The organism is Nonomuraea sp. NPDC052129 (assembly GCF_040680095.1).
Classification (GTDB): domain Bacteria; phylum Actinomycetota; class Actinomycetes; order Streptosporangiales; family Streptosporangiaceae; genus Nonomuraea.
This window is the reverse complement of the sequence record NZ_JBFAVX010000006.1, coordinates 180,071-205,868: the sequence shown is the minus strand read 5'-3', so window position 1 is coordinate 205,868 and position 25,798 is coordinate 180,071. Positions and strand designations below refer to the sequence as shown.

23 protein-coding genes are annotated in these 25,798 nt (G+C 70.8%); 13 read left to right on the top strand and 10 right to left on the bottom strand.

The window, feature by feature from the left end:
• Positions 1–38 precede the first annotated feature (38 nt).
• A complete protein-coding gene (locus AB0L53_RS16930; RefSeq protein WP_363994125.1) occupies positions 39–1,286 on the bottom strand; it encodes a SpoIIE family protein phosphatase in 1,248 nt (415 codons plus the stop codon).
• A gap of 144 nt (positions 1,287–1,430) precedes the next feature.
• Here AB0L53_RS16930 and AB0L53_RS16925 point away from each other — a divergent pair, with 144 nt between their 5' ends.
• Positions 1,431–2,540 (top strand): Xaa-Pro peptidase family protein, encoded by a 1,110-nt coding sequence (locus AB0L53_RS16925; protein ID WP_363994122.1) that lies wholly within the window; start codon positions 1,431–1,433, stop codon positions 2,538–2,540.
• A 60-nt stretch (positions 2,541–2,600) separates the two neighbouring features.
• Here AB0L53_RS16925 and AB0L53_RS16920 read toward each other — a convergent pair whose 3' ends face one another.
• The 3 genes from AB0L53_RS16920 to AB0L53_RS16910 form a co-directional block, all read right to left on the bottom strand.
• Positions 2,601–3,404 (bottom strand): alpha/beta hydrolase, encoded by an 804-nt coding sequence (locus AB0L53_RS16920; protein WP_363994119.1) that lies wholly within the window; start codon positions 3,402–3,404, stop codon positions 2,601–2,603.
• An 11-nt stretch (positions 3,405–3,415) separates the two neighbouring features.
• Positions 3,416–3,808 carry a VOC family protein gene (locus AB0L53_RS16915; RefSeq protein WP_358540795.1) on the bottom strand — a complete coding sequence of 131 codons (393 nt, stop codon included), beginning with the start codon at positions 3,806–3,808 and terminating at the stop codon, positions 3,416–3,418.
• Between the two features lie 112 nt (positions 3,809–3,920).
• On the bottom strand, positions 3,921–4,889 hold the full coding sequence (locus tag AB0L53_RS16910; protein ID WP_363994116.1) for a helix-turn-helix domain-containing protein: 969 nt from the start codon (positions 4,887–4,889) through the stop codon (positions 3,921–3,923).
• 263 nt (positions 4,890–5,152) lie between these two features.
• On the opposite strand from AB0L53_RS16910, the gene AB0L53_RS16905 reads away from it, so the two are divergent.
• The 8 genes from AB0L53_RS16905 (at position 5,153) to AB0L53_RS16870 (ending at position 12,745) form a co-directional block, all read left to right on the top strand.
• On the top strand, positions 5,153–5,722 hold the full coding sequence (locus AB0L53_RS16905; RefSeq protein WP_363994113.1) for an ATP-binding protein: 570 nt from the start codon (positions 5,153–5,155) through the stop codon (positions 5,720–5,722).
• Positions 5,723–5,741: 19 nt separating this feature from the next.
• A complete protein-coding gene (locus AB0L53_RS16900; protein WP_363994110.1) occupies positions 5,742–6,251 on the top strand; it encodes a tetratricopeptide repeat protein in 510 nt (169 codons plus the stop codon).
• Between the two features lie 214 nt (positions 6,252–6,465).
• Positions 6,466–7,302 (top strand): terpene synthase family protein, encoded by an 837-nt coding sequence (locus AB0L53_RS16895; RefSeq protein WP_363994107.1) that lies wholly within the window; start codon positions 6,466–6,468, stop codon positions 7,300–7,302.
• 284 nt (positions 7,303–7,586) lie between these two features.
• Positions 7,587–8,180, top strand: coding sequence for an ATP/GTP-binding protein (locus AB0L53_RS16890; RefSeq protein ID WP_363994104.1), 594 nt, complete (start codon positions 7,587–7,589; stop codon positions 8,178–8,180).
• Positions 8,181–8,203: 23 nt separating this feature from the next.
• Positions 8,204–8,692 carry an Lrp/AsnC family transcriptional regulator gene (locus AB0L53_RS16885; RefSeq protein ID WP_363994101.1) on the top strand — a complete coding sequence of 163 codons (489 nt, stop codon included), beginning with the start codon at positions 8,204–8,206 and terminating at the stop codon, positions 8,690–8,692.
• Positions 8,693–8,793: 101 nt separating this feature from the next.
• A complete protein-coding gene (locus AB0L53_RS16880; RefSeq protein WP_363994098.1) occupies positions 8,794–9,627 on the top strand; it encodes an IclR family transcriptional regulator in 834 nt (277 codons plus the stop codon).
• An 80-nt stretch (positions 9,628–9,707) separates the two neighbouring features.
• On the top strand, positions 9,708–11,183 hold the full coding sequence (gene glpK / locus AB0L53_RS16875) for a glycerol kinase GlpK (protein WP_363994095.1): 1,476 nt from the start codon (positions 9,708–9,710) through the stop codon (positions 11,181–11,183).
• Positions 11,180–12,745, top strand: coding sequence for a glycerol-3-phosphate dehydrogenase/oxidase (locus tag AB0L53_RS16870; protein ID WP_363994092.1), 1,566 nt, complete (start codon positions 11,180–11,182; stop codon positions 12,743–12,745). Before glpK ends, AB0L53_RS16870 begins: the two co-directional genes overlap by 4 nt.
• A 70-nt stretch (positions 12,746–12,815) precedes the next feature.
• Here AB0L53_RS16870 and AB0L53_RS16865 read toward each other — a convergent pair whose 3' ends face one another.
• Genes AB0L53_RS16865 through AB0L53_RS16840 form a run of 6 tightly spaced genes read right to left on the bottom strand, consistent with a single transcriptional unit; the run spans position 12,816 to position 19,592 of the window.
• On the bottom strand, positions 12,816–13,910 hold the full coding sequence (locus tag AB0L53_RS16865; RefSeq protein ID WP_363994090.1) for a BadF/BadG/BcrA/BcrD ATPase family protein: 1,095 nt from the start codon (positions 13,908–13,910) through the stop codon (positions 12,816–12,818).
• Positions 13,910–15,181, bottom strand: coding sequence for a 6-phospho-beta-glucosidase (locus tag AB0L53_RS16860; protein ID WP_363994087.1), 1,272 nt, complete (start codon positions 15,179–15,181; stop codon positions 13,910–13,912). The genes AB0L53_RS16865 and AB0L53_RS16860 overlap by 1 nt, the downstream gene beginning before the upstream one ends.
• Complete coding sequence (locus AB0L53_RS16855; RefSeq protein ID WP_363994084.1) at positions 15,178–16,068, bottom strand: carbohydrate ABC transporter permease; 891 nt, start codon at positions 16,066–16,068, stop codon at positions 15,178–15,180. Before AB0L53_RS16855 ends, AB0L53_RS16860 begins: the two co-directional genes overlap by 4 nt.
• Complete coding sequence (locus AB0L53_RS16850; protein WP_363994081.1) at positions 16,065–16,991, bottom strand: sugar ABC transporter permease; 927 nt, start codon at positions 16,989–16,991, stop codon at positions 16,065–16,067. Before AB0L53_RS16850 ends, AB0L53_RS16855 begins: the two co-directional genes overlap by 4 nt.
• Position 16,992: 1 nt before the next feature.
• Positions 16,993–18,330 carry an ABC transporter substrate-binding protein gene (locus AB0L53_RS16845; protein ID WP_363994078.1) on the bottom strand — a complete coding sequence of 446 codons (1,338 nt, stop codon included), beginning with the start codon at positions 18,328–18,330 and terminating at the stop codon, positions 16,993–16,995.
• Between the two features lie 56 nt (positions 18,331–18,386).
• Positions 18,387–19,592, bottom strand: coding sequence for an ROK family transcriptional regulator (locus tag AB0L53_RS16840; RefSeq protein ID WP_363994075.1), 1,206 nt, complete (start codon positions 19,590–19,592; stop codon positions 18,387–18,389).
• Positions 19,593–19,886: 294 nt separating this feature from the next.
• Here AB0L53_RS16840 and AB0L53_RS16835 point away from each other — a divergent pair, with 294 nt between their 5' ends.
• The 4 genes from AB0L53_RS16835 to AB0L53_RS16820 all read left to right on the top strand — a co-directional run bounded on the left by AB0L53_RS16835 (position 19,887) and on the right by AB0L53_RS16820 (position 25,724).
• Positions 19,887–22,118 (top strand): ATP-binding domain-containing protein, encoded by a 2,232-nt coding sequence (locus tag AB0L53_RS16835; RefSeq protein ID WP_363994072.1) that lies wholly within the window; start codon positions 19,887–19,889, stop codon positions 22,116–22,118.
• A gap of 619 nt (positions 22,119–22,737) precedes the next feature.
• On the top strand, positions 22,738–24,357 hold the full coding sequence (lnt, locus tag AB0L53_RS16830) for an apolipoprotein N-acyltransferase (RefSeq protein ID WP_363994069.1): 1,620 nt from the start codon (positions 22,738–22,740) through the stop codon (positions 24,355–24,357).
• A 6-nt stretch (positions 24,358–24,363) separates the two neighbouring features.
• Positions 24,364–25,107, top strand: a complete 744-nt coding sequence (locus AB0L53_RS16825) for a polyprenol monophosphomannose synthase (protein ID WP_363994067.1) — start codon at positions 24,364–24,366, stop codon at positions 25,105–25,107.
• A 119-nt stretch (positions 25,108–25,226) separates the two neighbouring features.
• A complete protein-coding gene (locus tag AB0L53_RS16820; RefSeq protein WP_363994065.1) occupies positions 25,227–25,724 on the top strand; it encodes an FxsA family protein in 498 nt (165 codons plus the stop codon).
• Positions 25,725–25,798: the final 74 nt, after the last annotated feature.

Sequence of the window (25,798 nt, the reverse complement as noted above, 5' to 3'; positions counted from 1 at the left end):
GTCGGCCGCCCACTCCCGGCCCGGACTCCCGGCTCCGCTCAGCTCTCGCCCAGCCCTCCGCCCAGCCCCACCGCGAGGAGACAGGCGTCGTCCTCCGGGTTGGGGCCGCCGATGCCGGCCAGCAGCCGGTCCAGCCCGGCGTCCAGGTCGCGGCCCGGCAGCTCGCAGGCCGCCGCCGTGGCCAGCGCCAGGCCCTCGTCGATGTCGCGGGTGCGCCGCTCCACCAGCCCGTCCGTGAACAGCAGCAGCACGTCCCCGTCGCGCAGCCGCGTGGTGGCCAGGCCGTACGGCTGGTCGGTGGCGCCGAGCAGGACGCCCTTCGGCTGGCCCAGCGGGCCCGCCACGCCGTCGCGGACCAGGATCGGCGCCAGGTTGCCCGCCTGGCTCCAGGTGAAGACCCGGCTCGCGGTGTCGAGTTGGCCGATCACCGCGGTCGCCGTGGTCTCGTGCAGCCGGTGCATGACCAGCTCGTTCAGCCAGGCCAACAGCCGGTTCGGCGGCTCGCCGGTCATCGTCAGGCCGATGAGGGCGTGGCGGAGTTGCGCCATGTGCGCGATGGCGGGCAGGCCGTGGCCCGAGACGTCGCCGATCGCCAGCAGCACCCGGCCATCGGGCAGCGCGGCGGCCTCGAACCAGTCGCCGCCCAGGTTCGAGGTCTTCTCGGCCGGCACGTAGCGGACCGCGATCCGGGTGCACGGCAGGTCGAGGCAGCCGACCGGCTCGGGCAGGATCGCCTCGCGCAGCGCCAGCATCACGTGGCGCTCCTCGGCCGCCTTCTCGCGGGCCTCCAGCAACTGACGGCGCGACTCCGACATGATGCGCTCGGCGCGGCGGCGGCCGGTGATGTCCTGGACCACGCCGTGCACGCCCTCCGGCCCGCCGGGCGCCATCAGCGGCTCCAGCACGACCCGTATGTTGCGCAGCTCGCCGCCCCGCCGGATGCGGAACTCCGCCTGCACCGGCTCCACGCCCTGCACGACGCTCCACAGGAGCTGGTCGAGCGCGCCCAGGTCGCCGGGCTCGACGTGTGCCGCCAGGTCGGGCAGGCGGATCGGCCCGTCCTCCCGGTCCCGCCCGAAGATCAGGTAGACGTGGTCGGACCAGGTGGCCGTCCCGGTGTGGAGGTTCCATTCGGCCCAGCCCATGTTGCCGAGGCGTTCGGCGTGCGCCAGGCGTACGGCGAGCATCTCGGCGTCGCGCTCGGCCGCGGGCGGCTCCGCGAGCTGCCGGACCAGGTCGGCCGCACTCATCGGGCGGCGCTGGTGGCTACCCCAGACGTCGACCATGAGCCTCTCTCTCGGAACGCGGGTGGAAGGGGACATTTGACACCACAGTACGTGACTGTCTGTGGGCGGAGTGTAGCCATGGCTTCTCGCGTTGTGAGAGCTTTTCGCGGATTTTAGGAGGAGCGGTCCGAGTAGATTGTGCCTGTGACGTCCTCAGACTTGTATCCCGTGTCCCGGCTGGCCGCCGTCCAGGAGGCCACCGCGAAGTCCGGCCTCGACGCCCTTTTGCTCACCCCTGGCCCCGACCTGCGCTACGTGAGCGGTTACGACGCCAAGCCGCTCGAACGGCTGACCTGCCTGGTGGTTCCCGCCGCCGGCGAGCCCTACATGATGGTGCCCCGGCTCGAACTGCCCGCCGCCCAGGCCTCGCCCGCCTCGCGGCTCGGCCTGGACTTCGTGGCGTGGGACGAGACCGACGACCCCTACCGCATCGCCGCCTCGCGGCTCGGCCGGGTGGCCAAGGTGGGGCTGGCCGACCGGATGTGGGCGATGGCGTCGCTGCGCTTCCGCGAGGTCATGCCGGAGGCCGAGCAGGTGCTGGCCGGGAGCGTGCTGCGCGAGCTGCGGATGCGCAAGTCCCCGGTCGAGGTGGCGGCGCTGCGCGAGGCGGGAGAGGCGATCGACGCGGTGCACCGGCGGGTGCCGGAGTTCCTGCGGGCCGGGCGCACCGAGCGCGAGGTCGGCCGGGACATCGCCGAGGCGATCCTGGCCGCCGGGCACGAGACGGTCGACTTCGTCATCGTCGCCTCGGGCCCCAACGGCTCCAGCCCGCACCATGAGGTGTCCGACCGGGTCATCCAGGCGGGCGAGCCGGTGGTGGTGGACATCGGCGGGCAGTTCCACAGCGGCTACTGCTCCGACTCCACCCGTACGTACTCCGTCGGCTCGCCGCCCGCCGACTTCGCCGAGTACTACGAGGTGCTGCGCCGCGCCCAGGACGCCGCCTGCGCCGCCGTACGGCCGGGCGTGCCCTGCGAGTCGATCGACGCGGCGGCCCGCGACCTGATCGCCGAGGCGGGCTACGGCGACTACTTCATCCATCGCACCGGGCACGGGATCGGCGTGGAGACACACGAGGAGCCGTACATCGTGTCCGGCAACGCCGAGCCGATGGAGCCGGGCTTCGCCTTCTCCGTCGAGCCGGGCATCTACCTGCCCGGCCGGCATGGGGCGCGCATCGAGGACATCGTGGTGTGCACCGAGACCGGGGGAGAGCGGCTGAACGTCACCTCCCGCGAGCTGGTGATCGTCTGACGGTCCCGTGACGTCCGCTCGCCGGCCCCGTGGGCGGGCCGGCGAGCGGGGGCGCACTCTTCAGGCGATGGTGAAGAATTCCAGCAGTTCCGGGGCGAGAGACTCAGGCGCCACGTTGTGGGTCTGGCCCTCCAGGATTCTGTGGACCGTACGGGGCACGGTTTCGGCGACCGCTCTTCCCGCCTCGGCCATCCACCGAGGGCTGTCCCCACCCGTCAGTACGAGCACGGGTTGCGCGATCGAGGCGAGAACTTCGGCGGGAAGGGCGTTCGCCGGCCCCAAGACGGCGGCCTCGTACGCCAAGGTGTGGGCGATCTCCTCCAGCTGCGGCCAGGAGGGCTGGACACGCATCGCGGCCACCGCCTCGACGGGGACCTCGGCGGCCACGACCATGAACAGCTCGATCGCCTCCGCGCGCCGACCCCGCTTGACCAGGTCTTCCAGCTGAGACGCGAAGTCGTACGGCAGGCTGGGCGCGCTGTCGTCGACGTGGTACGGCGGCTCCCACACGGCGAGTTTCGCGATGGCCAGCTTCGGAGCGGCGGCCAGCGCCAGAGCGGCGCCCGAGGAGCCGCCGAACACCATGGCCGGCCCGCCCGCCGTCTCGATGAGGGCGGCCAGGTCCTCGATCTCACGCTCGACGGCATAGGGCTGGGTGTCGCCGCTTTCGCCACGTCCGCGACGGTCGTAGTTGAACACGGTGAACCATGACCCCAGCGCCTCGGCCACACCGCGCAGGGTGGGGTGAGTCCGATCGGTGAACGCGCCGTGGACCAGGATGACGGCCGGTCCGGTCCCGGACCGGCCGAAGACGATCGGCGTGCCGTCGGCCGAGGTGACCTTGCCGGTCACGGGATGGCTCATGGCAGGGCCCCTCAGCCCTCAGGGGTCGCCAGGCACAGAGCAGCCCAGTGGTGACCGTCGAGGTCGGCGAAGCCCCGCTGGTAGCGGCCCGCGACGTTCAGCGGCTCACCGACGGCGGTCGCACCCGCCGCCAGCGCCTTGTCGACCATCTCGTCGACCTGCGCGGGGTTGTCGAGACCCAGAACCATGATCACCTGTGTGCTCTTGGTCGGGTCGGCGACCTCCGTCCTGGCGTAGGAGGCGAACGTCGGCTCCGTCAGGAGCATGACCTGGGTCTGCTCACTGATCACCACGGACGCCATGTCATCGGTCGCCCCGAAGAAGGGGAAGCCGAGCTCGCCGAAGAACGTCTTCGACCGGTCCAGGTCCTTGACCGGCAGGTTGACGAACAGAGTGGTGGACATCGCTGGGTCCTTTCCTCAGCACAGCGTCTTGCGGACAACTTCAGTCTGCTGATCACGAGCCCGCGCCGCTTGCACCCTGGCGCCGTCCGATTGACTTTCCGTGCCAGGGCTTTCAGCCACCCGGTACGAGGCACGTGCGGCGATACTCGGCGGGCGGCAGCCCGTACGCGTGCCGAAACAAGCGGCTGAAGTGGGCCGAGTCAGGCAGCCCCCATCTGGCCGCGATCACGCTCACCGAGGTATCCCGGAGTGCGACGTCGGCCAGGTCCTTGCGGCACCGCTCAAGCCGCCGATGTCTGATCCAGGCGGCCACTGTGGTGTCCTGCGTCTCGAACAGCCGGTGCAACTGCCGCACGGACACATGGTGCGCGGCCGCGATGGTGGCGGGGTCGAGGCCGGGTTCGCCCAGGTGCTGTTCGATGAAGGTGTGGACGCGCAGCAGCAGCGTTCGTGATCGCGACTCCACCGGCAGCGTGTCGTTCTGGTCGGCGCGTTCGGCGACGGCCGTGGTGACCAAATCCGTCACCACGGTGGACAGCCGCGCCGCGCTGGCCGGCTGATAGGTCTCCAGATCCAGCGCCACCCTGCGCAGCAGGGGTGCGGCGAGGGCACCCGTTCCGCCGTCCGTGGTGATCGGAACGGCCGTGAGCTTCGCGATGGAATCGACGGGCAGAGCCAGCATCTCCCGGGAAAAACTGAACACCGCCAGATGCACCGCCGAGTCATAGGCCAGCTCGTACGGCCGCGCGAAGTCGTAGATCGCGAACTCGCCGCGCCGAAGCTGCGCCTCCCGGCCGTCCTGCGCCAGAAGCGGCCGGCCCGACATGGCCAGTACCACCCGATAGAGCTCGGGGCTGTCGCGGCGGATCATGCCAGGCGTCCGGTGAACGCTGTGCGGCGTCGAGGTCTGGACGATGCCCACACCCACCGAACCGAGTTGCCCCGCGTCGATCGCGCCCCGCAGCGGCACGTCCGGATCCATCCGCATGTCGAGGGGGCCGAGCGTGTCACAGACGATGCTGCGCCACTCCTCGTATCTGCGCGCGGCGGGCACGTCACGGGTACGAATCAGGACAGCCATCCCCACCGCCCTCTCCGTCGGCCAAACCCCGCCAATGCTAATGATGCCTTTCAGCGGCGGACAACGCTGACTGCTGCGCACATCGGACGACTGGAAAGCGATTACCGCCACTTCGCTGCAGGTTTGCGATGAAAAGAGGTGTATCAGAAGCCGCCGCGCGTGCTCTGGGAAGTCGAGGGGCAACGGAGGGAGAAGGGATGTTCGGCGGGAGAGTCTTCGTTGGGAGAGTCTTCGTGGGGAGAGTCTTCGTTGGGAGAGCATTCGTGGGGAGAGCAACGGAGCTCGCCCTGGTGCGCGGGGAATTGCGTGCCGCGGGCAAGGGCGCCGTGCGGCGGATGGTCATAGAGGGGCCCGAGGGTATCGGGAAGACGGCGCTGCTCCGCCAGGTACTCGGGGGAGAGGCGAACGTGCGGGTGCTGGCGGCGAGCGGGGACGAGGCAGAGCGGCACCTGCGGTACGGGATCGTCCGCCAGCTCGCCGACCAGCCGTGGTCCGTCCTGGACGGCACCGGGCCGGCGAACACAGGAGTCGGTGGGTCCGGACCGGGCGGGACCGGCCTGCGGGGGGCCGGGCTACGGGGCGCCAGGCCGAGGCGGAGCGGCTTGGCAGATGCGGTTACCAGGAGCGCGGCGGCACGGGACCTGTGGTTCGTGGGGGAGGCGCTGTGCGAACTGGTCGGGCGCCTGCAGGCCGACGGCCCCGTCGTCGTGTTCGTGGACGACGCCCAGTGGGCCGACAGGGCGTCGCTGCGGGCGCTTGGCTACCTGCTGGGCCGCCTGCGCACCGGCCGCGTCCTCGTGGTCGTCAGCTGCCGATTCCCGGAGTCCGGATGATCCGCACGATGTGCTGGCCATGGTGTTCGCGCGTCCGCGACAGGCCATGACGGCCGCCACCGCCATGCTCGCCGACGGCCGCAGGCCGTACGAGAGCTCGATAGCGCGTCAGGCGATCGGCATCCTGCGCCGCGAGTTCGGCGACCTCGACGCGGCGATCCGCGAGCTGCGGCAGGCGGTACGGCTGGCACGGCGCTCCGGCTCGGCCGACCGCGAGGCCGACGTACTGGCCACGCTCGGCATCGCGCTCCTCCAGCACGGCCGCACCAGGCCCGGCCTGTCCGCGCTCGACACGGCCGCCGCCCTTTCTCTCGGCACCACCCGGGCGCGGGTACTGTTCCGGCGGGCCGGTGCCCGCTGGATCCTCGGCCGGCACGGTGAGGCGCTCGACGACCTCGAGCGGAGGCGCTCAGCGAGGCCCGCGGCGACGACGTCTCGTTCGTCGCGATCGGGGCGGGCTGAGGCGCGGGTTGAGGGGGGCCGAGCGGGACCGAGGAGCGGGCCCACAAGTGGCGGAAAGGATGGCTGACAGAGCGGCCCGAACGGTGGATGCTGAACACGGTGGATGACATGGGGGTGACAGTGCGCGGTGACTGTGGGGGGTGGTGCGGCCGTGTCCCTACCTTGATCAAATGTGGATGATCATGTGAAAATTCGCCAGTAGCGGCAGAAATGCCGGTTTGGGGGGTCGTCGCCCATGATCCGCATGCCGATCGAGCGGCTCTAGGATGCCGGACGACGAGTTGAATGAAGCGTACGAGCTGGGCTTGGCGTGCGCGCTCGCCGCGGAGTGCGGCCGGGATCTACGTCGTTGCGCCCAGATGTACGGTGGGCTGTTCCCACGGGCGGCCTTCGACTCCGACTTCTACACCGCGCTGGCGCTGACCGGCGCCTTCAGCGCCCCTTGGGCCACGTCCGAAGCGCTCAAGATCGTCAACCGGACGTCGCTCTGGGTGTCGGCCGTCGACCGCCTGGTGGGCCACACGACGACGACGCGGTCTCAGGTGGAGGCCCTGATTCGCGACTGTCTGGACGTGGCCGACGGCGCGGCGCCGCGGGCCGCGGTCACCCGCTTCCTGGCCGACCTGCGCGACGAGCTGGCGACGGTCAAGGACTTCGAGGACCTGCACCCGCTCTGGCGCGACCAGCTGGCCGGCATGTTCGACGCGATGGCCAGGGCGTGGGTGTGGCGCGACACCCGGGCCGTCCCCACCTTCGCCCGCTACCTGGACAACGCCGACAGCCGGGGGTCCTGCTTCGTGGACCTGTCGTACTGGATCTACGCGGGCGACGAGTGGGCCAGGCGTCATCTGGAGGAGCTGCGGGCCGTCAGCGCGCACGTGCAGCGCTATCTGCACCTGTTGGGCGACCTCGCCTCCTACCGCAAGGACGTCAGCTGGGGCGACCTGAACGTGCTGATGCTCGGCGTCAGCCGTACCGAGGTCACGGACGCGATGGGGGAGCTGGCGCGCGAGGCGCTGGAATTGCTCAAGCCGGTACGCGAACGCAGTCCGCGCACGGCCGCCTACCTGCGGCGACAGATCGGGTTCAACGCCGGTTTGCACGGTATTTCCGGCTAGGCCCTCTGAAGCCGTTACGGTCTCGCAACCTCCCATGACAGGGGCCTTTACCCTTGGATGAACGGGGGGCGAATAACTGGTCTAGATACGACAAACCGTGACATATTGATTCCTGAGGATGATTGTGGCTTGAGTGGAATATGTGGCGTTGCTAGGGTGTCTCGATGCCAGGCACGTGGCTCGACCTTTTCTCTGCGCCTTGACAGGTTCCACTGACCACGGCTCCTCAGGGCGGATTTGTGCATGCGCGGCACGGCCGCGGAGGGATGTACAGGCGGTGCTGGATGGACTTCGGTCGCTCTGATCGATGGCGGTTGCCGACCGCGATCAAGATTCTGATCGCGGGCGGGTTCGGCGTGGGCAAGACCACCATGGTGGGCGCGGTCTCCGAGACCCGTCCCCTGCGTACGGAAGAAGCGCTCACGCACATCGGCGTGGACATCGACGACCTGTCGGGCGTCGAGGCCAAGCCGACCACCACCGTGGCGATGGACTTCGGCCGGATCACGATCCGCGACGACTACATGCTGTACCTGTTCGGCACGCCCGGCCAGGAACGCTTCTGGTTCGTCTGGGACGAACTGGCGATGGGCGCGCTCGGGGCGGTGGTGCTGGCCGACACGCGTCGGCTGGCCGACTCCTTCCCGGCCATCGACTACTTCGAGCGGCGGGGGCAGCCGTTCGTGGTGGCGCTCAACTGCTTCGACGGCGCGCGCCCCTTCACGGTCGGCGAGGTACGGTCGGCGCTCGGCCTCGAACCGGAGATTCCCATCGTGCGCTGCGACGCCCGCAGGAAGGACTCCGGCCGGGAAGTGCTCATCACGCTGGTCGAGCACGCCATGCGCCAGGGAGCCACCCCGGTCGGGACCATGTCGTGACCATCACCGGCTACCTTTGACCGATGGAGGAGATCGACCGCCAGATCGTCACGCTGCTCGCCAGGGACGGCCGGATGAGCTTCACCGATCTGGCCAGGGAGACCGGGCTCTCGGTCTCGGCGGTGCACCAGCGGGTGCGCCGGCTGGAGAAGCGCGGAGTCGTGCGCGGTTATGCCGCGATCATCGACTATGACGCGATCGGGCTGCCGATGACCGCGTTCGTGTCCATCAAGCCGATCGACCCCGCCGCGCCCGACGACGCGCCCGAGCGGCTGGCCCACTTGGCCGAGATCGAGGCGTGCCACAGCGTGGCGGGCGACGAGAGCTACATCCTCAAGGTGCGCGTCGCCACGCCGCTGGCGCTGGAGGAGCTGCTGCAGCACATCCGCGCGTCGGCGAACGTCTCCACGCGCACCACCGTCGTGCTGAGCACCCCCTACGAGCACCGGCCGCCCGACGTGGCGGGCGACGGCGCCGACGGTCCGGCGCCCACTTCGGCTCCCCCTGCCTGACGGCGGGCCACCGGTCCTGGCAGGCTCGCTCTGTCCGATGACGGGCCGCCGCAGCTAGCGGGATCTGTTCGGCATTACCGAACTGCGCTACGGTGTGGGGCGTGGGAGAGACCATCCAGTCCGTCGAACGGGCCGCCGGCATACTGAGGCTGCTCGCCTCCGGCCCGCGCGAGCTGGGCGTGGCCGAGCTGGCCCGCGCGATGGGCCTGCCCAAGGGCACCCTGCACGGCATCCTGCGCACGCTCGTCCATGTCGGCTTCGTCGAGCAGGATGAAGCCACGGGCCGCTACCGGCTCGGCGGCACGCTGTTGCACCTGGGCAGCAGCTACCTCGACGTCAACGTGCTGCGCACCCGCTCGCTCAACTGGGCCGACGCGCTGGCCGGGCGCAGCAGGGAGAGCGTGTGGATCGGCACCGCGCACGAGGGCGGCGTCCTGGTGGTCCACCATGTGTTCAGGCCCGACGACAGCATGCAGGTCCTGCAGGTCGGCACGCTGCTGCCCGCGCACGCGACCGCGCTGGGCAAGGTCCTCCTGGCCTACGACCCGTACGGCGACGCGGGCGCGGCATTCCACGCGCCGTCCGCCCCGGAACCCACGGCATCATCCAGTACGGCGTCCGCCACAGCGCCCGGCGGCGAGCCCGTCGTCGAGGGGTTGGCCGCCTTCACGCCCAGGACCCTCACCCGCGCCGACGACCTGGCCAAGGAGCTGGAGCTGGTGCGCGGCCGTGGCTGGGCCTGCGACGTGGAGGAGCTGGTCGAGGGCGAGGTCTCCATAGCCGCTCCGATCCGGGACGCGCGCGGCGTCACCGTCGGCGCCATCGGCGTCAGAGGCGCGGTCGAGCGGCTGGCCGAGGGTGGCGAGCCGAGCATCACGATCGTCTCCTACGTCCGCGACGCCGCCCGCGCCATCACCCGCGACCTGAGCCGGTGATGTGTTGACACGCCCGGCCCGACCACAGCTAGGATTTGGCAACCGTTCGGTAATGCCGAACACATCGAAGTGAGGAAGCCGTGCCTGGACCGCATTACGTCGCCGCCATCGACCAGGGCACCACGTCGAGCAGGTGCATGGTGTTCGACCAGGCCGGCCGGATCGTCTCGGTGGCGCAGCGGGAGCACCGGCAGATCTTCCCCCGGCCCGGCTGGGTCGAGCACGACGCCGCCGAGATCTGGGAGGCCGTCCAGGGCGTGGTGGCCGAGGCCGTCACCGGCAGCGGCATCGACTTCGGCCAGCTCGTCGCCCTCGGCATCACCAACCAGCGCGAGACCACCGTCCTGTGGGACCGCCACACCGGGCGGCCCGTGGCCAACGCGATCGTCTGGCAGGACACCCGTACCGACGCCCTGGTCCGGTCCCTGTCCGAGCACGAGCAGCTCTTCCGCGAGCGGGCCGGGCTGCCGCTGGCCACCTACTTCGCCGGGCCGAAGATCCGGTGGCTGCTCGACGAGACCCCCGGGCTGCGGGAGCGGGCCGAGCGCGGCGACGTGCTGTTCGGCACCGTCGACAGCTGGCTGATCTGGCGGCTCACCGGTCGCCACGTCACCGACGTCACCAACGCCAGCCGTACGATGCTGATGAACCTCCGCACCCTGAGCTGGGACGACGAGCTGCTCGCCGCGCTCGGCGTGCCGCGCGCGATGCTGCCGGAGATCCGCCCCTCCGCCGAGGTCTACGGCACCACCGGCGACGGCGTGCCGGTGGCGGCGGCGCTGGGGGACCAGCAGGCGGCGCTGTTCGGCCAGACGTGCTTCGGGCCGGGCGAGACCAAGAGCACCTACGGCTCCGGCAGCTTCCTGCTGATGAACACCGGCATTGAGCCCGTCGCCTCCAAGCACGGCCTGCTCACCACCGTCGGCTACCAGATCGGCGACGCCCCCGCCACGTACGCGCTGGAGGGCTCGATCGCCGTCACCGGCTCGCTCGTGCAGTGGCTGCGCGACAACCTCGGCCTGATCTCCAGCGCCGCCGAGATCGAGACCCTGGCGGGCACCGTCGAGGACAACGGCGGCTGCTACTTCGTCCCGGCGTTCTCCGGCCTGTTCGCCCCGCACTGGCGCTCCGACGCGCGCGGGGTCATCGCCGGGCTGACCGGGTTCGTCACCAAGGGGCACATCGCGCGGGCCGTGCTGGAGGCGACCGCCTGGCAGACGCGCGAGGTGGTCGACGCGATGAACGCCGACGCCGGGCTCGCGCTCACCTCACTGCGCGCCGACGGCGGCATGACCGCCAACAACCTGCTCATGCAGATCCTGGCCGATGTGCTCGCGGTGCCGGTCGTACGCCCGATGGTGTCGGAGACCACCTGCCTGGGCGCCGCCTACGCGGCCGGGCTGGCCACCGGCTACTGGCCCGATACCGACAGCCTGCGGGCCAACTGGCACAAGGCGGCCGAATGGCGGCCGAAGATCGGCCAGGACGTCCGCGACCGCGAATACCGCAACTGGCGCAAGGCCATCGACCGAAGCCTCGACTGGAGCACGCCATGACCACGACCGCCTCCCGCGCCGAGACCCGCGAGGAGCTGTCCAGGGGCACCTACGACCTGCTGGTCATCGGCGGCGGCATCCTCGGGACCTCCGTCACCTGGATGGCCGCCCAGGCGGGCCTGCGGGTCGCCATGGTCGACGGCGGCGACTTCGCCGGGGCCACCTCCAGCGCCTCCTCCAAGCTCGTCCACGGCGGCCTGCGCTACCTGCAGACGGGCAACGTCAAGCTGGTCGCCGAGAACCACCGCGAACGCCGGGCGCTGGCCGGCGACATCGCCCCCCACCTGGTCAAGCCGCTCTCCTTCGTGGTGCCGGTCTACCGGGGCGGCCCGCACGGCGCCGCCAAGCTGGGCGCGGGGGTGTTCCTCTATTCGGCGCTGTCGGTGTTCGGCGACGGGCTCGGCCGGGTCATCACTCCGCACCAGGCGCTGGCCAGGGTGCCCGCGCTCCGCTCCGAGGGGCTGCGCGCCGCCGCCGTCTACGGCGACCACCAGATGAACGACAGCCGCGTCGCGGTGATGACCGTGCGCGCGGCCGTCGACGCGGGCGCGGTCGTGCTCAACCACGCCGAGGTCGTCGGCCTGCGCGAGAGCGGCGGCACCGTCTCGGGGGCGGAGCTGCGCGACCGGCTCGACGGTACGGAGATCGGCATCGGGGCCGGCCTCGTGCTGAACGCCACCGGCCCATGGGTGGACCACCTTCGCCGGATGGAGGACCCCGGGGCGGCGCCGAGCATCCGCCTGTCGAAGGGCGCCCATCTGGTCATGCGCCGCCACGAGCCGTGGAAGGCGGCTCTGACCACCCCGATCGACAAATACCGCGTGTCCTTCGCCATCCCGTGGGAGGATCACCTGCTGCTCGGCACCACCGACGAGGCCTACGAGGGCGACCCCGCCGACGTGCGCGCCACCGACGCCGACGTGGCCCAGATCCTCGACGAGGCCGGGCACGCCGTACGCGAGTCGCAACTGCGGCGCGAGGACATCACCTACGCCTTCGCCGGGCTGCGCGTGCTGCCGGGCGGCCCCGGCGGCGTGTCGTCGGCCAAGCGGGAGACGGTGCTCAGCCGGGGCAAGGGCGGCATGCTGTCGGTGGCGGGCGGCAAGTGGACCACCTACCGGCACATCGGCAAGCTTGTCCTCGACATGCTCGCCCACCTGCCGGGCCACCCGCTCGGCGACGACCTCGCGGCCATCCTGCCCGCCATGCCGCTGCCCGGCCTGGCCAGCCCGGACGCGGTCGCGATGCGCCTGTGGACCGACCGCGAGCCGGGCACCCGGATGGACCCGTTGGTGGCCCGCCATCTCGCCTCCCACTACGGCTCGATCGCGTTCGACCTGGCCAGGCTCATCCGCGACACGCCCGCATTGGGCGAGCGGATCCATCCGGACGGGCCGGACATCTGGGCGCAGGCGGTCTACGCGCGCGACCACGAGTGGGCGGCGACGGTCGACGACGTCGTACGGCGCCGCACCACCCTCACGGTCCGCGGCCTCGACACCCCGGAGGTCCGCACCCGCGTCGAGACGCTCCTCACGGGCGGCCCGGTTCCCGCGTCCTGACCTCGCCAGGGTCCGTCACCGCGAGTCCGTCGCCGCCAAGGCCCGCCCCCAGGCGCCCCCCGAAGGCCCGTCAGGTCTGTTCGTAGCGGGCGCGCAGGCGGGTCTTGGCCAGGTCCGTCGCGCCCAGGTGCTCCAGGCCGTTGAGAGCGGCGCCGACGATCGGCGGGACATCGGCGACCACGAGCTTGGCCCGCGGCGCCCTGGCGGCGAAGGAGGCGTCCAGGAGGGCCGTGAGGAGCGGGTCGCGGGCCCGGAGGATGCCGCCGCCCAGCACCACCTCCGTGGGCGTCTCCAGCAGGTCCAGGCGGCGCAGGCAGACCTCGGCCAGCACGGTGATCTCCTCCGCCTGGCGTTCCACCAGTGATCTGGCGATCGGGTCGCCCGCCGCGGCCGTGGCGAAGACGCCCGGCGTGAGCTCGTGCAGGCGGCCTTCGTCCAGGCGGCCGAAGTGGAGCTCCAGGATCAGCTCCTCGACCGTGCGTACGCCGAAGTGCCGCGTGCACAGCTCCGCCAGCGCGGTCGCCGGCCCGCGACCGTCCTCGGCGCGGGCGGCGTGCCACAGCGCCTCCTCGGCGACGCCCTGGCCGCCGCCCCAGTCGCCGCTGAGGCGTCCGAGGGCGGGGAAGCGGGCCACCTCGCCGGTGGGGGAGACGCCGACCGCGTTGATGCCCGCACCGCACACCACGGCCACGCCCCAGGAGTTCGAGGCGCCCGCCCGGAGCAGGGCGAAGGTGTCGTTGCGGACGGAGATGTCCGGGCCGAAGCCCCGGCGGGCGAACTCGCGGGCCAGGGCCTCCTCCTCGACCGGCAGATCGGCCCCCGCCAGATAGGCCGCCACATGATCGAACCGGCCCACGACCACGGGCCGGTCGGGGGAGCGGTCCGGGGAGGGGTCCGGCGAGCGCTCAGAGGAACGGTCCGGGGAGCGTCCAGAGGAGCGGTCCGGCGAGCCGTCCGGGCCGAGGGCGCCGTCCGGCGGCAGTTGCGCGAGCGCCTGCCGTACCGCCTCCTCCACCGCGTCCAGCGCCGCCGGAACGCCGTCGCTCTGCGGCGCGAACGGGCCCGCGCGGCCGGTGGCCAGCACGTCGCCGTCCTCCGTGACCAGCGCCACGTCGGTCTTGCTGTTGCCGCCGTCGACCGCGAGGACGAGCTTGCGGTGCTCCACTACCTCACCTGGCCATAGCGAGTCGTCCATGGCAGGTAGGCGTGGTTGGCCTCCAGCAGCAGGCCGGTCAGCTCCTCCGCGGTCGCGTCCTGCCCGATCAGGGGATGGGCCAGCAGGGCGTTACGCACGCGGTCCGCGCCGCCGTGCCGGGCCGCCTCGAGGGCGAGCGTCTCATAGGCGGACACGTGCGCGATCAGCCCCGCGAACAGCGGCTCGACCGGCGGCACCGGCAGCGGCGCGGCCCCGGCGGCGGTGACGTGCGCGGGCACCTCGATCACCGTCTCGTCGGCCAGGAAGGGCAGGGTGCCGTGGTTGCGGACGTTCACCACATGAGTGCCGGGGCGGTCGCCGAGCAGCGAGGCGATCAGCGCGACCGCCGCCTCGGAGTAGTAGGCGCCGCCGCGCTCGCCCAGCAGCGCCGGCTTCTCGACGACCGACGGGTCGGCGTACATCTCCAGCAGCTTCGCCTCCATCGCCGCGACCTCGGCCGCGCGCGACGGCTTGGCCCGCTGCTCCTCCACGACCGCGTCATGATCGTAGAAATAGCGTAAATAGTACGACGGCACCACACCGAGCCGGCGGAGCAGTTCGGGGCGCCCCAGGCCGTCGGCCAGCGACTCCGCGTGCTCGGCGAGCAGCGACGGCAGCACGTCCTCGCCGTCCAGGTACACGGCCCGTTCCCAGGTCAGGTGGTTGAGCCCCACGTGGCCGAGCGAGATCCGCGACGGCGGCACGCCCAGCAGGTCGGCGACGTGGCGCTGGAAGCCGATCGCCACGTTGCACAGCCCGATCGCCCGGTGCCCGGCGTCCAGGAGCGCGCGGGTGACGATGCCGACCGGGTTGGTGAAGTCGACGATCCACGCATCCGGCGCGTGCGTACGCACCTTCTCGGCGATCTCCAGCACGACCGGCACCGTGCGCAGCGCCTTGGCCAGCCCGCCCGCGCCGGTCGTCTCCTGCCCCACGCAGCCGCAGCGCAGCGGCAGCGTCTCGTCCACGTCGCGCGCCGCCTGCCCGCCCACACGCAGCTGGAACAGGACGACCTGGGCCCCCGAGACCCCCTCCTCGACGGACGAGGTGGCCAGCACCCGGGCCGGATGCCCGGCATGTGCCAGCATGCGGCGCGCCATCCCAGAAACCACCTCAAGTCGCGATAAATCGGGATCTATGAGTGCGATTTCCGAGACCGGCAGCTCGTCGCGGAGCCGCGCGAACCCGTCGATCAGCTCGGGCGTGTACGTCGAGCCGCCCCCCACCACGGCCAGTTTCAACCCTTCACTCCCGTCAATGTCACGCCCTCGATGAAGACCTTCTGGGCGAAGAAGAACACGATGATCACCGGTGCCATGACGAGCAGCGTCGCCGCCATGGTCAGGTTCCACTGCACGCTGTGCAGCGCCTTGAACGAGGCCAGCCCCACCGACAGGGTCCAGCTGTCGAGGTTGGTGGAGGCGTACAGCAGCGGCCCGTAGTAATCGTTCCAGCAATAGAAGAACTGGAACAGCGCCACCGCCGCGATGCCCGGCCGGGCCATCGGCAGGATCACCCGGATGAGCGTCCTGAAGTCGGTGCAGCCGTCCACCCGCGCCGCGTCGGTGTACTCGCGCGGGATCGAGAGCAGGAACTGCCGCAGCAGGAAGATCGAGAACGCGTCCCCGAGCAGCATCGGAAGGATCAGCGGCAGCAGCGTCCCGGTCAGGTCCAGCCGCGCCCAGATCAGGTAGATCGGCACCGCGACCACCTGGGGCGGCAGCATCATCATGGTGATGACCAGCAGGAACGCCAGCCTGCGCCCGGGAAAGCGGAAGCGGGCCAGCGCGTAGGCCACCGGGATCGACGACACCAGCGTGAACACCGTGCCGGTCACCGCGTAGATCATCGTGTTGCGCAGCCACAGCAGGATCGGCGACTTGGCGAACACCTCGCCGAAGTTGCCCCAGTTCCAGCTGTGCGGCCACAACTCGTCGGTGAGCGTCTGGTTGTCGCTCATCACCGCCGTCAGCAGGACGAAGACCAGCGGCCCGATGAACGCGATCCCCAGTGCGACGGCCGCCGCGTGCGTGGCGATCCAGTACAGCACCCTCCTGGTACGGCCACGCCGCTCCCGGGCGCGCCGCCCGGCGGCCCGCGTGGGGGGCGCCACCAGCGTGGCGGTCATTCGGCCACCTCCTCGAACCCGCGGAACTGGCGCAGCAGGATCAGCGTGAACACCATCGACGCCGCGAACAGCACCAGCGCCAGCACGCAGGCGTAGCCCATCGCGTAGTCGCGAAAGCCCGTCTGGAACAGCCACTGCGGCAGCGTCAGCGTCGACATCTCCGGATAGCCGGGCACGAACGAGGTGCCCGGCGCGTCGGTGACCCCCGCCGCGACCCGGGAGGCGATCATCGCCTGGGTGAAGTACTGCAGCGTGTAGATGACCCCCGTCACCGCCGAGAACATCAGCACGGGACGGATCGTCGGCAGCGTGATGCTGCGGAACTGCCGCCACGCCCCGGCGCCGTCGATGGCCGCCGCCTCGTACAGATGCTTGGGCACGTCCAGCAGCGCCGCCAGGAAGATCACCATGACGTTGCCGACGCCCCACATGGCCAGCAAGGTCAGCCCCGGCTTCGACCAGTCCTTGTCGCCGAACCAGTCGGGCCCGGAGATCCCCACCAGCGCGAGGATCCGGTTGACCGGCCCGGTGGCCGGGTTCAGCAGGAAGACGAACGCCACCGTCCCCGCCGTCACCGGCACCAGCGACGGCAGGTAGAACACCGTACGGAAGAACCCCACGCCCGCCTTCAGCTTGGTGACCAGCTGCGCCACGCCCAGGGCGAACAGCACCTGGGCGGGCACCATGACGACCACCAGCCAGGCCGTGTTCCCGATCGAGAGCCAGGCCCGCTCGTCCTGCAGGAAGTAGCGGTAGTTGGCCAAGCCGTTGAACTTCAGCGAGAACAGGTCGTAGTTGAAGAAGGAGAAGTAGACGGTCGCCAGCAGCGGATAGGCGAAGAACACCCCGAACCCCACCAGCCACGGCGACAGCCACAGCAGGGCACGGAACCCCTCCCGGCGCCTGAGCGGTACGCCCGCCACCTCAGCCGCCCGACAGCTTGAACTTGGCGTCGATGGTCTTGTCCACGCCCTTCAGCCCCGCGTCCAGGTCCTTGACCGAACCCTTCTCCCACGAGGTGACGAACCCCTGCAGCGCCTCCTGGTTGAACACGCTGTTGACGTGCGCCGGGATCGTGCTCGTCTTCGGGTTGGCGAAGATGTCGAGGAAGGTCTGGAAGTGCTCATCCTTCTTCAGCGCGGGCGACTGCAGCGCGGCCTTGGTGGTCGGCACGTTGCGGATCGCGTTGGCCAGCGTGACCAGCGCGTCGGTGTCGGTGGTCAGGTACTTCACCAGCGCCCATGCGGCCTCGGGGTTCTTGGCGCCCTTCGGCACGCCGATCACGGTGCCCGCGGTGAAGCCGCTGCCGTACAGGTCGGGCTTGGCGTCGTCGACCGGCATGGGGGCGGTGCCGTAGTCGAGCTTCGGCGCCTCGTTGGCGATCATGGCCACCCGCCACTCGCCGTCGATGCCCATGGCGACCTTGCCCTGGTAGAAGGGGTGCTTGCCGGAGAACTCGTCACCCAGGCTCTTGCGGAACTTGTCCAGGTTGGCGTAGCCGTACCAGTCGACGAGCTCCTTCTGCCAGTTCAGCAGGGTCTTCCAGGCGGGGTCGGAGCCGATCGCCGAGGTGCCGTCGGGGTTGGTCCACTTGGCGCCGACCATCGCGCCCCAGTGACCCGCGGTGTTCTCGTAGTACTGGCCGCTCGGGATGAACCCGGCGACCTTGATGGTGCCGTCGGGGTTGCGGACCGTGAGCTCCTTGGCCAGCTTGGTCAGCTCCGACAGCGTCTTGGGCGGCTGCTTGCCCTTCATCAGGGCCTTGTTGTAGTAGAGGCCGTACGCGTCGGTCAGCAGCGGCATCACGCACCGCTTGCCCTCGTACTGCGTGTAGTCGTTCACGACCGGCGGCAGGCCCGACAGGTCGACGCCGTCCTGCTTGATCACCGGGTTGAGGTCCTGGAACACGCCGCTCTTGCACCAGGTCGCCACCGAGTCTGTGGTGAAGGACGAGGCCACGTCCGGCGGGCGGCCACCGCGTACGGCCTGGGTGATCTGCTCGTCCTGTACGCCCTTGACCAGCTTGACCTTGATCTGCGGATACTTCTTGTTGAACCCGGCGATGGCGTCGGTGAACGCCTTCACCTCCGAGTCCGCCGAGAACCCGTGCCACAGCTCGATGGAGGCGGCCGGCAGCGCGGTCGGCGCGGTGCCGCTGGGCTTGGACTGGGAGCCGAGAGCGGGACCGCCCTCTTTGCCCGCGGTACACGCGGCCAGAGTCAGGACGGCGAGCCCTGCGGCCGCCAAGGGGACGAAGCGCACGGGGGGTGCCTCCTCATGACGTTACTCATGTGGTTGTGTGGCTCTTGTCGTTGAACTCAGGGAGTCGGGACCGTGGAGCCGAAGACCTCGTCGCGGACGAGGTCGAGGGCGAGGTCGAGCGCGCCGGCGAGGACGGGGTTGCCTTCGACGGACGACAGGCGCAGCCGGGGCCGCGGGATGGTCAGCGCGTGCAGCTCGTGCTCGACCAGCTCGCGCAGGGGTTCGCCGCCCGACAGCACCACGCCGCCGGTCAGCACGATGAGCCCGGGATCGATGACGGAGGTGATGGCGGCCAGGCCCACCGCCAGCCGCGCGGCGATGTCGCGCAGCCCCGCCCTCGCGTCGTCGGCCTTCTGGCCCGTCTGGTGGTCGTCCGCCGCGCGCACCGCGTTCACGATGGCCTGGCGGAAGTCCGTGCCGCGCACGCCGTACGAGCGCAGGAGTTTCAGCACGGCGGGGCCGCCGGTGAGCGCCTGGTAGCCGTGGTTGGCGTAGCGTCCCGCCTCGCGGGCCGTCGGCGCGCCCGGGGTCGGCATGTAGCCGACCTCGCCGGCGCCGCCGGTGGCGCCCCGGTGCATCCGCCCGCCCAGCACGATGGCCGAGCCGATGCCCTCGTCGGCCCACAGCAGCACGAAGTCGGAGTCGCCGCGGGCGGCTCCGTGCGCCATCTCGGCCAGCGCGACCAGGTTGACGTTGTTCTCCACCGACACCGGCACGCCGAGCCCCTTGGCGAGCGTCGGCACCAGGTCGCCGATCTGCCAGCCCGGCATGTCCTTGGCGGTGGCGTAGCCGAGCCGGCCGGTGGACGGGTCGATCGCCGCCTGCACGCCGATCACCACCCGGCGCAGTGGGCCGGGGGAGCCCGCGCCGTCGAGCGCCGCGCGCAACCTGGCGACCAGCTCGCCGCCCGGCCGGCGCGGGGTGGGCAGCGTGTACGAGCCCACGGTCGTGCCGGTGATGTCGGCGACCCTGGCCTCGATCCGGGCGGGGGTGACGTCCAGCGCGCCCACGTAGGCCGCCGCCGGGTTGATCCGGTAGACCTCCGCGGTACGGCCGGGCAGTCCCTCCCTGATGCCGTCGAGCACCACCAGTCCCGCCTCCTGGAGGCGGGACAGCAGCTGCGAGGCCGTCGGCTTCGACAGGCCGGTCAGGGTACCGATCTCGGGGCGGGTCAGCGGGCCGCGCTCCAGGAGGGCCTGCAATGCCGCGCGATCATTGATGGCGCGGAGCAGACTGGGAGTACCTGGTACCGGACCGCTCAACTTCCACCCCTTGACCCGAAGTTAGGAAACTTTCCTAACTTGATGCGAACCTAAGAGGCCCGGAGGGTTTCGGTCAAGGGGTGAAACCAAGCCGTGACCGGATGCGGGCCGGGATGTCGCGCGGGAAGATGGGAGTGCCTCAACAGGCATGCTAATGTCGTCGTTTGTTGTAACAACAAGCAGAATGGCCCGGAGTGTCCCATTAACAACAATAATGGTCAGGCGGCAACTCGTCAAACAGAGCTCGCAAGGGAGCAGGAGTACGTCGCCCGCCTCTATGCCCGCCTCGACGCGTTGCGTGAACGCACCCAGAGCCAGCTGAAGGAGGTGCTCGGCACCGGCGCCGTCGGAACGCTGCAGAACAGGTCGGAGCGTGACACGTTCGCCGGCATGTACGCCTCCAGGCTGGCCCGGCTCTGGGCGGTGGAGCGCGGGCTGGTGTTCGGCCGGCTCGATCACGTCGACGAGGGCAGGCTCTACATCGGCAAGCTCGGCATCACCGACGACGAGCAGGAGCGGCTGCTCATCGACTGGCGCGCGCCCGTGGCCCAGCCGTTCTACCGCGCCACCCCGGCCGCGCCCATGGGCCTCACCAGGAGGCGGCACCTGCAGACCAAGGGCCGCGCGGTCATCGGCGTCGACGACGACCTGCTCGACTTCGACACGCTGACCGACGAGGACCGCGCCACGCTCAACGGCGAGGCCGCGCTGCTGGCCGCCCTCGACGAGCGGCGCACCGGCCGGATGCGCGACATCGTCGCCACCATCCAGGCCGAGCAGGACCGCGTCATCCGCGCCGACCTCAACGGCGTGCTGGTCGTCCAGGGCGGTCCCGGCACCGGTAAGACCGTCGTGGCCCTGCACCGCGCCGCGTACCTCCTCTACACCCACAGGGAGCGCCTCGAACGCCGCGGTGTGCTGATCCTCGGCCCCAACCTCACCTTCCTGCGCTACATCGAGCAGGTATTGCCCTCGCTGGGCGAGACCGACGTGCTGCTGTCGACGGTCGGCGAGCTCTATCCCGGCCTGACGGCCACCGCCAGGGACCGGCCGGAGGTGGCCGCGATCAAGGGCGACCTCCGTATGGCCGAGGTGATCGCGCGGGCCGTACGCGACCGTCAGCGGGTGCCCCGCAAGCCCGTGGAGCTGAACCTGGGCCGCTACACCCTCACCATCGACCGCAACATGCTCGAATCGGCCAAGAACAAGGCCACCCGCTCGCGCCGCGCGCACAACCAGGCGCGCGCGGTGTTCGTCAGGTCCCTGCTCAACGCCCTGGCCAGGCAGGCGGCCAAGAAGCTCGGCAAGGGCCTCATCGACGACGACGAGCTGGCCGACCTGCGTGAGGAGCTGCGTACCGAGCAGCCGGTCAAGACCGCCCTGAACAGGCTCTGGCCGTACCTGACCCCGCAGCGCCTTCTCCTCGGCCTGTACGGCGCGCCGGAGCGGCTCGACTACGCCGCCGCGGCCCTGACGCCGCAGGAGCGCGCGCTGCTGCGGCGTGAGGGAGGAGAGTGGACCGAGTCCGACGTGCCGCTGCTCGACGAGGCGGCCGAGTTGCTCGGCGAGATCGACGAGCAGGTGCTGCGCGCCAGCGCCCTGCAGGCCGAGGAGGAGCTCGCCGCGGCCCGGCAGGCGGCCGAGCACGAGCGCGAGGCCGAGCTCGCCTACGCCCGCGAGGTGCTCGAACTGACGGGCCTGTCCGACGTCATGGAGGCCGAGCGCCTGGCCGAACGCCAGCGCGGCGAGGGTCCCTACCTCACCACCGCCGAGCGGGCCGCCGCCGACCGCGCCTGGGCCTACGGTCACGTGATCGTGGACGAGGCGCAGGAGCTGTCGGCCATGGCCTGGCGGGTGATCATGCGGCGGGTGCCCACCCGGTCGATGACGATCGTCGGCGACATCGCGCAGACCGGCTCGATGGCCGGGGCCCGCTCGTGGAACCAGGTGCTCGACCCCTACGTGGCGGGGCGCTGGCGCCAGGAGCGGCTCACCGTCAACTACCGCACGCCGGTGGAGCTCATGGAGGTGGCCGCCCGCGTGCTGGCCACCATCGACCCGGCGCTCGAGGCGCCCGCCTCGGTCCGCGACACCGGTGCCGAGCCCTGGTCGGCGCCGCTGTCGCAGTTGCCGGAGCTGGTCAAGGCCGAGGTCGGGGAGGGCGGCAAGGTCGCCGTGGTGGTCCCCGACGCGCTGCTCGGCGAGCTCGGCAAGGTGATCTCCGACGCGGTGGAGGGGGCCGCCGTGGTCTCCGCCCGCGCCACCCGGGGCACCGCGGCGCTCGACGCCCCCGTGGCCGTGCTCGGTGTGACCGATGCGAAGGGGCTGGAGTTCGATTCGGTCATCGTGGCCGAGCCGGACCTGATAGCCTCGCAGTCGCCGCGCGGCCTGAGTGACCTATATGTCGCTCTCACCCGGGCCACCCAGCGGCTCGGCGTCGTCCACGAGCGGCCGCTGTCAGCCCTCCTTTCGGGGGCGCTGGGCGGCTTGCCAAGCCGCGCGTCCGGGCCGACAAATGGGCATTAGATCGCTTTAATGCGACAACGCAAGCATGTCCTACCTGCGGAAACTTGATGTTTCTGCTGATCGGGACACGGTTGACATCTGAGGTGGAGTCGGTAGTTTGCTGCGCAGTCCAGCACGGGACTTGGCCGGTTGGCCGTCTCTGACATCGTCGGATCCTGCGTCCGTGACGGAGCGTGACTTCGTCCACACAGCCAGGTGCAGGGCCGTCGGTCCGTCGAGTCGGGGCACCCCAACCGGGCGGGGGGTTGGACCCGGGACGGGCCCGGGAGCCCAGTAGACAACGGAATTCCGCGCTCGCCGCCGACGAGACGGGTCCGGTCCGAAGGGTTTCCGGGCCCTCTTCCCTCTCGTGCGCAGGATCGCCATCAGCGCCGGGTGGTCCCGTCAGGTCACGGGATCACCCTGCCGCTCCCTTCGCCGCCGCTCCTTTCGCCGCCGCTCCTTTCGCCGCCGCTCCTTTCGCCGCCGCTCCTCGCCCGTTCTCGCCGACCCCTATCCTGGGTCGTCCAGCGCCTGGGACCCCTATTTGCGGATCACCGGGTGCCGCGAGGGCCGAATCGCCGCCCGGGGGCGGTAGCGTTTTCGCAAGCAGGCGTGCGAACGGCGAGGAGAAACCCGCGTGGTGCAGGACAAGACGGGCCCACCGCCCACGGGCGGCGGAACCCCGCACACCCCTGACTCGCCCACGCCCGAATCCGGCCCGCCCGCCCCCGTGGGGCGGGAGCCCGGACGCGTGCTGATGGCCCGGGTGGCCGCCGCCGTGGCCGGTGGGGGACTGCTGTTCCTCGCCTTTCCGCCCATCGACTGGTGGCCGGCCGCGCCGCTCGGCGTCGCGCTGATCGTCGCCGCCCTCTACCGCACACGCCCCCGGCGCGCCGCCTGGCTCGGCTACCTGGCCGCCGCCGTGTTCCTCTTCCCCACCCTGGCCTGGGTCCGCACGATCGGCAATGACGTCTGGGTGATGCTGGTCGGCGTCGAGAGCCTGTTCTACGCCGTGATGGCCGCCCTGGCCGCGCTGGTGTTCCGCCTGCGGCTGTGGCCGCTGTGGTTCGGCGGGCTCTGGGTGGCCATGGAGTGGGCGCGCGGGCTGTTCCCCATCGGCGGCTTCCCCTGGGCGCGGCTGGCGTTCAGCCAGGGCGAGTCGCTGTTCACCGAGTACGCCGCGCTGGGCGGGGCGCCGCTCGTGTCGTTCGCCGTCGCGCTGTGCGGGGCCCTGCTCGCCTTCGCGCTGCTGCGGCGGCCTCCGGACGCCCGGCGTGTCACCGGGCGGCTCGTCCCGCTCGCGCTCGCTCTGGTCGTGCCCCTGCTGACCCTGGCCGTGCCGAGGCCGGGCGACGAGGGGCGCACGGTCAACATCGGCATCGTGCAGGGCAATGTGCCGGGCCGCGGTATGTACGTCATGGGCGACGAGCCCGCCGTTGTCCTGAAAAATCATGCCAACGAGACCAAAAAGCTGGCGCAGGCCGTACGAGACGGGAAACTCGCCAAGCCCGACATCGTGGTCCTCCCCGAGAACTCCACCGACATCGATCCCTACCGGGACGCGACCGCTCGCCAGATCATCGACGACTCCGTGAAGGACGTCGGGGTGCCCACGCTGGTCGGCGCGGTCGTGGCGATCGGCGAGGAGAACCGCGCGACCCGCAGCCTGGTCTGGGACCCGGTGACCGGACCCGGCGCCTACTACGACAAGCAGCAGTTGGTGCCGTTCGGCGAGTACACACCCTTCAAGGAGATCGTGCTGGCCCTGTGGGAGCGGGCCGGTCTGGTGGGCAGGCAGTCGGTCCCGGGCATCAAGCCGGGCGACCTGAAGATGGGCCCGGTGACGATCGGCGCGGTCAACTGCTACGAGGTGGCCTACGACGGCACCGTGCGCGGGACCGTCAAGACCGGGGCCACGCCGCTGGTGGTGCAGACCAACAACGCCACCTATGCCGAGTCCAACCTGCCGCCGCAGCAGCTGGCCATGTCGAAGCTGCGGGCCGTCGAGCACAACAGGGCGGTCGTGACGGCGGCCACCACGGGCATCTCGGCGTTCGTCACACCTGACGGTAAGGTCTCCTGGCAGACCCGCGAGCTCGTGGCGGACATGAACGTGGTGAAGGTGCCCGTGCGCACCCAGGCGACGGTCGCGACCCAGATCGGCGCGTTGCCAGAGTGGGCGCTGGCGTTGATGGGAGTGGCGGCCGCCGGGGTCGCCGCGTGGCGTGTCAGGCGCAAGGCGACCGGTGAGGAATGACTGATCATGGAGACTCTTGGCCGGATACTCATCGTCATACCGACCTACAACGAGCGCGACAACCTGCCGCTGATCACCGAGCGGGTGCGCACCGCCCTGCCGGACGCCCACGTGCTGGTGGTCGACGACAACAGCCCTGACGGCACCGGTGAGATCGCCGACAAGCTGGCCGACAAGGACGACCACGTCCACGTCCTGCACCGGGCGGGCAAAGAAGGGCTGGGCGCCGCCTACATCGCCGCGTTCCGCTGGGGCCTCGACGAGGGCTACAACGTGCTGGTGGAGATGGACGCCGACGGCTCGCACCAGCCCGAGGAGCTGCACAAGCTGCTGGAGGCGGTCTCCGACGGCGCCGACCTGTCGATCGGGTCGCGCTGGGTGCCCGGCGGCAAGGTGGTCAACTGGCCCGTCTCCCGCGAGCTCCTTTCCAGGGGTGCCAACATCTACACGCGGCTCATGCTCGGCATGTCCGTGCGCGACGCGACCGCCGGGTTCCGCGTCTATCGCGCCGCTACGCTGGAGAAGATCGGGCTGGCCGACGTCGAGTCGCAGGGCTACTGCTTCCAGGTCGACCTCACCCTGCGGACGACCCGGCACGGCCTGCGGGTGGTCGAGGTGCCGATCACGTTCGTGGAGCGGACCGTCGGCACGAGCAAGATGAGCACCCGCGTCATGGCCGAGTCGTTCTGGCGCATCGCCGTCTGGGGGCTGTCCGGCCTGCCCGCCCGGCTGCGCGGCAAGCGCGGCTGAGAACCTGTGGCCGCCCTCAGGTAGCGGCGGAACGGTTCGGGCCCGCCGGGCGTTGTCGTTGTGTACACGGTCTTTAGGTACGCCTTCAGATATGTCGCGGGCGCGGATTGGGGAAGACGATGCGGCTCCTGCTTTTCCTGGCCTTCCTGATCGTCCCGGTGCTGGAGATCTGGCTGCTGATCCAGGTCGGCTCGGTGATCGGTGGCTGGACGACCGTGGCCCTGCTCATCGCCGACAGCCTCCTGGGCGCGTGGCTGGTCCGGCGTGAGGGGCGCAGGGCCTGGCGGGCGCTGCAGGACGCGCTGCAGTCCGGCCGTATGCCCGACAAAGAGCTCGCCGACGGCGGCCTGATCCTGGTGGGCGGCGCGTTGCTGCTGACGCCGGGGTTCCTGAGCGACATCCTCGGGTTCCTGTGCGTGCTGCCGGTCACGCGGCCGGCGATGCGGCGCCTGGTGTCCTGGTTCTTCGACCGCCGGGTCAAGAGGATGGCGGCGGCCTCGCCGTACGCGCACCTCTTCTCGGCGCCGGGCGGCGGGCCCGTCGACGGACACGTCAACGCGCGAGGCGCTGGTGTGGTGCACGGCGAAGTGATCAAGGAAGACCGCGAGCCGTCCTGACTGCGAGCCGTCCTGACCGAGAGCCGTCCTGACCGAGAGCCGTCCTACGGCCGGTGAGGTTTACTGACCGGCAA